Source organism: Intrasporangium sp., assembly GCF_030452765.1.
In the GTDB taxonomy this organism is placed as follows: domain Bacteria; phylum Actinomycetota; class Actinomycetes; order Actinomycetales; family Dermatophilaceae; genus Intrasporangium_A.
Window position 1 is genome coordinate 1 of record NZ_JAKDLO010000214.1, and the last position, 6,643, is coordinate 6,643.

The 6,643-nt window shown below is 72.0% G+C and carries 6 protein-coding genes; all 6 read left to right on the forward strand.

The window, feature by feature from the left end:
- On the forward strand, positions 1–931 hold a 931-nt coding region (gene dacB, locus L0H79_RS19520), incomplete at its 5' end, for a D-alanyl-D-alanine carboxypeptidase/D-alanyl-D-alanine-endopeptidase (protein ID WP_301486309.1).
- A gap of 212 nt (positions 932–1,143) precedes the next feature.
- Positions 1,144–2,220: a zinc-dependent metalloprotease gene (locus L0H79_RS19525; RefSeq protein WP_301486310.1), complete on the forward strand. Its 1,077-nt coding sequence runs from the start codon at positions 1,144–1,146 to the stop codon at positions 2,218–2,220.
- A 10-nt stretch (positions 2,221–2,230) separates the two neighbouring features.
- On the forward strand, positions 2,231–3,226 hold the full coding sequence (gene tilS / locus L0H79_RS19530; RefSeq protein ID WP_301486311.1) for a tRNA lysidine(34) synthetase TilS: 996 nt from the start codon (positions 2,231–2,233) through the stop codon (positions 3,224–3,226).
- Positions 3,227–3,349: 123 nt separating this feature from the next.
- Positions 3,350–3,904, forward strand: a complete 555-nt coding sequence (gene hpt / locus L0H79_RS19535) for a hypoxanthine phosphoribosyltransferase (RefSeq protein WP_301486312.1) — start codon at positions 3,350–3,352, stop codon at positions 3,902–3,904.
- 306 nt (positions 3,905–4,210) lie between these two features.
- The gene (locus tag L0H79_RS19540) at positions 4,211–5,593 is read left to right on the forward strand and encodes an MmgE/PrpD family protein (RefSeq protein WP_301486313.1); all 1,383 of its coding nucleotides are present in this window, start codon (positions 4,211–4,213) and stop codon (positions 5,591–5,593) included.
- Between the two features lie 99 nt (positions 5,594–5,692).
- The gene (locus L0H79_RS19545) at positions 5,693–6,538 is read left to right on the forward strand and encodes a phosphosulfolactate synthase (protein ID WP_301486314.1); all 846 of its coding nucleotides are present in this window, start codon (positions 5,693–5,695) and stop codon (positions 6,536–6,538) included.
- Positions 6,539–6,643: the final 105 nt, after the last annotated feature.

The following is a 6,643-nucleotide window of genomic DNA, read 5'->3' on the forward strand; positions in this document are numbered from 1 at the left end:
CCCACGGCCCGCGCGGGCCATGGGGGCCGGTGTCGGGGGGGCGGGCCCGGGGGGTCTCGGCTACGTGCCAACGCGGGGCGCCGACGCCCTGCGGACAGCAGGCACGAGGAAGGTCACCGTCTCGGTCGACCTGTCCTACGCCCCGGGGCCGCTCACGGCCCCGACCTGGTCCGGCTCGTTCCGACCCGAGGGGATCACCGGGACGGTGGCCATGCTCGGTCGCTCCGACCAGCGAGCCCGGCCGGGGCGTCCCGGGCCGGCGGACCCGGTCGCGAGCACCCTCGATGCGTTCGTGGCCCGACTCGCCGAGCACGGCGTCGCCGCACGCAAGGCAGCGAGCCGAGAGGCCAGGGCCGTCGCCGACGCCCCCGTCCTCGGGTCGGTTGACTCGGCACCGGTCCTCGACCAGCTCGCACTCGCGCTGACCGAGTCGGACAATGCGCTCATCGAGATCCTCGCCCGGCAGGCGGCCTACCGATCGGGGGCGAAGACCTCCTTCGCGCAGGTCGGGGCCTGGGTCGTGAGTCGGGTCGCGGCGCTGGGGATCGACGTCGAGGGCGTGATCCTGCGCGACGCGAGCGGCCTGTCCCGGCAGAACCGGGTCACCGCACTGTTGCTGACCGACCTGCTCGCGACGGCCTACGGCGGCAGACACCCGTCCCTTCGGCTCGCCCTCGCGGGCATGCCGATCGCCGGCCTCACCGGCACCCTGGAGGACCGGTATGACTCCGGTGCCGGGCATGACGCGGCCGGCCGGGTCCGCGCCAAGACCGGCACGCTCACCGGCGCGAACGCCCTTGCCGGCAGTGTCGTCGACGAGGACGGTCACCTGCTCGTCTACGCCGGGCTGGTGGCCAAGGCCCCGACCGACCGGGCCCGCTCGGCACTCGACCGGTTCGTGACCACCCTCGCCGCGTGCGACTGCCGCTGACCGCTCGACCGGGCGGTGCTGCCAGCTCGACCGGGAGGTCATGCCCGCGCGAGGGGCATGTGACGGTTCCCGACGGGCGTGCGGGGGTAAGGTCCCCGGGGGAACGAACAACCAGCGCACGGCGTTGGTTCGGGTGACGGCCCAGCGATCGGGCGGGCCCGAGGACCAGACCGACAAGAGATGACCGACAAGAGACGGGCGAGAGACTCAGCATGAGCGAATCGACCAGGCTCCCGGCGAAGACTGGCGGGGCGGCATACGTCGACTACGAGTTCGCCAAGCGCACGGGACAGGTCATCACGAAGGCCGGGCCACAGGTCAGCTTCGAGGAGGCGGCGCAGATCGTCGCCGACCTGCGGGCCGCGGCGGCCGAGGCCGTCGATCCGGTCGCCGAGACCTCCGGGATGCGCGCCCCCGACGCGGCGCCGCCCCCGCTCGTGGTCGACCGGGCAGGCTGGATCAGGGCGAATGTCGACTCCTTCGAGGCGATGCTGACCCCGGTCGTCGACAAGCTCGCGGCCTCGCGCAAGGTCGACCTGGGCGCCACCGCCGCCGCGATCGGCGGCAAGGTGACCGGCGCCGAGATCGGGGGTCTGCTCGCCTTCCTGTCGAGCAAGATCCTCGGGCAGTACGACCTCGCGCCCGGCGGCACGCCACGGCTGCTCCTCGTCGCACCCAACATCGTGCAGGTCGAACGGCAGCTCGAGGTCGACCCGCACGACTTCCGGCGCTGGGTCGCCATGCACGAGGAGACCCACCGGGTGCAGTTCACCGCGGTGCCCTGGCTGCGCGAGCACCTGGTCACCCAGTCCCAGGAGCTGGCCGTCGACCTCGCGCCGACCCCTGAGGACATCGGAGCCCGGCTCCAGCAGATCGCGACGCGGCTACCCGAGCTGATCCGGTCGGGGGAGGGGCTGGGCCAGCTCTTCGCGACCGACGAGCAGCGCGCGAGGATCGCCGACCTCACCGCGATCATGTCCCTGCTCGAGGGGCACGCCGACGTCATCATGGACGACGTCGGCCCGCGCGTCATCCCGTCCGTGGCCGAGATCCGGGCGAAGTTCGACCGCCGCCGGATGAGCTCGGTCGGCATCGACCGGCTGCTGCGCAAGCTGCTCGGCCTCGAGGCCAAGATGCGGCAGTACCGCGACGGCGCCGGCTTCGTGCGTGCCGTCATGGACGCGGTCGGCCGCGACGGACTGGCGCAGGTATGGGCCGCCCCGCAGAGCCTCCCGCGCGCCCCCGAGATCCTCGACCCGGCCGCCTGGGTGCGGCGGGTACACGTCTGAGGAGGTTGATGTGACCGGACCAGACCCCGCCGTCGCGGCAGCCCGGCTCGCCGTGCGCGAGCATCTCAAGGACGTGCCCGAGGGCTCCCTCGTCATCGCCGCCGTCTCCGGCGGCACCGACTCGATGGCACTCGCGGCCGCGCTCGCCTTCGAGGCCCCGTACGCCGGCATGCGCGGCGGAGCCGTCATCGTCGACCACCAGTTGCAGGACGCGTCGAGCACCGTCGCGCACCGCGCGGCGGCGACCTGCCGCCAGCTGGGCCTCGGGCCCGTCGAGGTCGAGGCCGCCGATGTGCCGACGACCGCGGCGGGGCCCGAGGCCGACGCCCGGTCCGCCCGCTACGCCGTGCTCGAGGCGGCCGCCGACCGGCTCGGTGCCGCGCTGATCCTCGTCGGGCACACCCGCGACGACCAGGCCGAACAGGTCCTGCTCGGGCTCGCGCGCGGCTCCGGAGCCCGCTCGCTGTCCGGTATGCCGGTGCGGCGGGGCCGGATCGTGCGGCCCTTCCTTGCCCTGCCACGGGCCACCACCCACGCCGTCTGCCTCGCCCACGGGATCGAGGCTTGGGAGGACCCGCACAACGGCGACGAGACCTTCCGCCGGGTACGGGCCCGCAAGGTCCTGCAGATCCTCGAGGCCGAGCTCGGGCCGGGCTTCGCGGCGGCTCTCGCCCGGTCCGCGGACCTGCTCCGTGAGGACGCCGACCACCTCGAGGAGCTGGCCCGTCGGGCCCGGGGCGGACTGCCGAACGCACCCGGTCCCCCCGGAGTCGCCCTCGGCGCGCTGGCCGCCCTGCCCCGGGCGATCCGCACCCGGGTCTGGCGCATCCTCGCCTCCGAGGCCGGAGCACCGATCGCCGACGTCTCTGCGGCCCACGTCGAGTCGCTCGACGCGCTGCTGACCTCCTGGCACGGGCAGGGACCGCTGCACGTGCCCGGCGGCATCGCCGTGGCACGTGACAACGGCTCCATCCGGTTCAGCCCGATCGCCGTCGCCGACCACTGACGCAACCCCTGGCGCTGACTGAGGCTGCGCCGACCGCCGCACCCACGGCCAGTGCGGTTGAATGGGCTGGCCGACCCGCACGCACGGGAGCCGGCAGCCCCCGCCATACCTGAGGAGCCGTCAGTGGACCGCGAGCACATGGGAGGCGACCTTGCCACGGTCCTGCTGACCGAGGAGCAGATCCAGGCCCGGCTCGCGGAGCTGGCCGAGCAGATCTGGCGCGACTACGAGGGCAAGGACCTCCTGCTGGTCGGCGTGCTCAAGGGGGCCGTCGTCGTCATGGCCGACCTGATGCGGGCGTTGCCGGGCACCGCCCCGATGGACTGGATGGCCGTCTCGTCCTACGGCTCGGGCACGAAGAGCTCCGGCGTGGTCCGGATCCTCAAGGACCTCGACGCCGACATCACCGACAAGGACGTCCTCATCGTCGAGGACATCATCGACTCGGGTCTGACCCTTTCGTGGATCCGGGCCAACCTCGAGTCGCGCAAGCCGGCCTCCGTCGAGATCTGCACCCTGCTGCGCAAGCCCGACGTGGTCAAGGTCGACATCCCGGTCAAGTACGTCGGTTTCGACATCCCGAACGAGTTCGTCGTCGGCTACGGGCTCGACTACGCGGAGAAGTACCGCAACCTGCGCTGCGTCGGCACGCTCGCGCCGCACGTCTACGAGAGCTGACGTCCCCTTCTCGAGTGGCCCGCGAGCCCACAAGCCCGCGAGCCCGCGAGCCTGCGAGGACGGGGATGGGCGCAGCGGGCGCCCGGACACAACAAGTCCCACCCTCCACCCGTCCCTGAGCACGAGCCGAGGGCTTGCGCAAACACTTGTTGTGTTCTTCCGTACGGATCCTTGCGTGCGGACCGGGTCCGGTCGGCGCATCTCGCCCTGCCGACGGGCAGGGCAGCCGCCCCCAGCCGTGTCACGGACTGGACAGCCCGGAATAGCACGGATCGCGCCCCGGTTGCCGCCCATAGAAGGGGAGGCATGGCAATGACCGAGGTCGACCGGCTCGCCGATTACGTCGTTGGAACCGACTGGGCCCAGCTCAGCAGGGCGGCGAGCGAACAGCTCGCCATCCGGGTGCTCGACACGATCGGGGTGGCGATCGCCGCCCTGGACGCCGAGCCCACCCGCGCGGTCCGCGCCCTGACGCAGCAGCTCGGGGGCACCGGATCAGCGACCCTCATCGGGGGAGGAGCCGCCCCACCGGACCGGGCCGCGTTCTACAACACCGCCCTGTCCCGCTACCTCGACTTCATGGACAGCTATCTCGCCCCCGGCGAGACGTGCCACCCGTCCGACAACCTCGGCGCGGTGCTCGCCGCCGCCGAGAGCGTCGCAGCCTCGGGCCGGGACTTCCTCACCGCGCTCGCTGTCGCCTACCAGGTGCAGACCCGCCTGTCGGAGCTCGCCCCGGTGCGGGCAAGAGGCTTCGACCACACCGTCCAGGGCGCGTATGCCGTCCCCGCCGGTGTCGCCCGCGCGCTCGGTCTCTCCGCAGACCAGACCGCCAACGCCATCGCGATCTCCGGGACCGCGAACAACGCCCTGCGCGTGACCCGGACCGGTGACCTGTCGCACTGGAAGGGCCTGGCCTACCCGCAGGTGGCCAAGGAGGGCGTGCACGCGGCCCTGCTCGCCCGCGCCGGGATCACCGGCCCGCGGCAGGTCTTCGAGGGCAACAAGGGCTTCAAGCAGACCATCGCCGGCGACTTCGAGATCGACTGGTCCGCCGAGGACCTCGAGGGCGTCACCCGCACGATCGTCAAGAAGCACAACGCCGAGATCCACTCGCAGACCGCGCTCGAGGCCGCGATCGAGATCGCCGACCGGCCCGGCTTCGACCCGGCCCGCATCCGGCAGGTCCGGGTGAGCACCTTCCAGGTCGCCTACGACATCATCGGCGGGGGTGAGGAGGGCGACAAGCGCTCCATCGGCACCAAGGAGGAGGCCGACCACTCGCTGCCCTACCTCGTCGCGGTCGCGCTGCTCGACGGGGTCGTCGAGCCGGCCCAGTTCGCCCAAGGCCGGATCACCGCCGACGACGTCCAGTCTCTGATGCAGCGCCTCGAGATCACGCCGGACGACGGCTTCACCGCCCGGTTCCCGCAGGAGATGCCGAGCCGGGTCGAGGTCGAGCTCGACGACGACACGACGCTGACGGCGTCGGCGTCCTCCTACCAGGGATCGCGCAGCGACCCGCTCGACTGGGAAAGTGCCATGCAGAAGTACACCCGGCTCGTCGTCCCGTTCACCGGACCCGAGCTGGCCGCGGCCATCGCCGACGCGGTCCGGGGCCTGCCCGAGCACCCGGTCGCCGCGCTGACCACGCTGCTCGCGAAGGTGCCGACCGAGCGCACCGCGTGAGCAGGACCCACCACAGACCACCGCCGTGACCGCCCGACCGAGGCGCGCGGCCGACAACGTTGGAGATCCCGACGAACACCACCACGAGAGGGGTAGTCCATGAAGAACAGGACGACCACGACACCCACCAGCTTCGAGTTCATCCCCCGCGCCTACCGGCCGGACAAGCCGCGCACGTTCGGCCTGACCGAGGTGCGTGGTCCGTACTACTCCACCTACGGCACCCGGCACCTGGCCGACGTGCTCGAGGTGGCCGGCCGGTGGGTCGACGGGGTCAAGTGGGCCGGCGGGTCCTTCGCCCTGCTGCCTCGTGAGCAGGTCCGGGCGTTCAGCGACCTAGCCCACGAGCACGACGCCTACATCTCCTCCGGCGGCTGGCTCGAGACGGTGCTGCGCTACGGCCCGGACGCCGTCGAGCACTACCTGAAGGAGGCCAAGGAGGTCGGCTTCGACGTCATCGAGATCTCGACCGGCTTCATCTCCATCCCCACGAGCGGGCTGCTCCGGCTCGTCGAGCAGGTGACCGGGGCGGGCCTGAAGGCCAAGCCCGAGCTCGGCATCCAGATCGGGTCGGGTGGCGACTCCGGTGTCGCCGAGCTCGCCGCCGAGACGAAGAAGGACATCGGCGACCTCATCGACCGGGGCCAGCGGGCCCTGGACGCCGGCGCCTCGATCATCATGATCGAGTCCGAGGGGATCACCGAGAACGTCGCCGAGTGGAACACCTCGGCTGCGGCGTCGATCATGAACGGGCTCGGCGCCCGCAACGTCATGTTCGAGGCAGCCGACCCGCCCGTCTTCGAGTGGTACGTCAAGAACTACGGCAACGAGGTCAACCTCTTCGTCGACCACTCCCAGGTCCTGCAGCTCGAGGGCCTGCGACAGAACATCTGGGGCAACAAGTCGACCTGGGGCCGCATCGCCAACCCCTCGCCACAGGACTGAGCAGCAGCCCGTCCCGTATGCCGCTCAGCGGGCGTGCACTCGCCCGCTGAGCGGCATACCGGCGGGGCACGCGGGTACGGAGGGGGGTGGTCCGCCCCGGGCCGG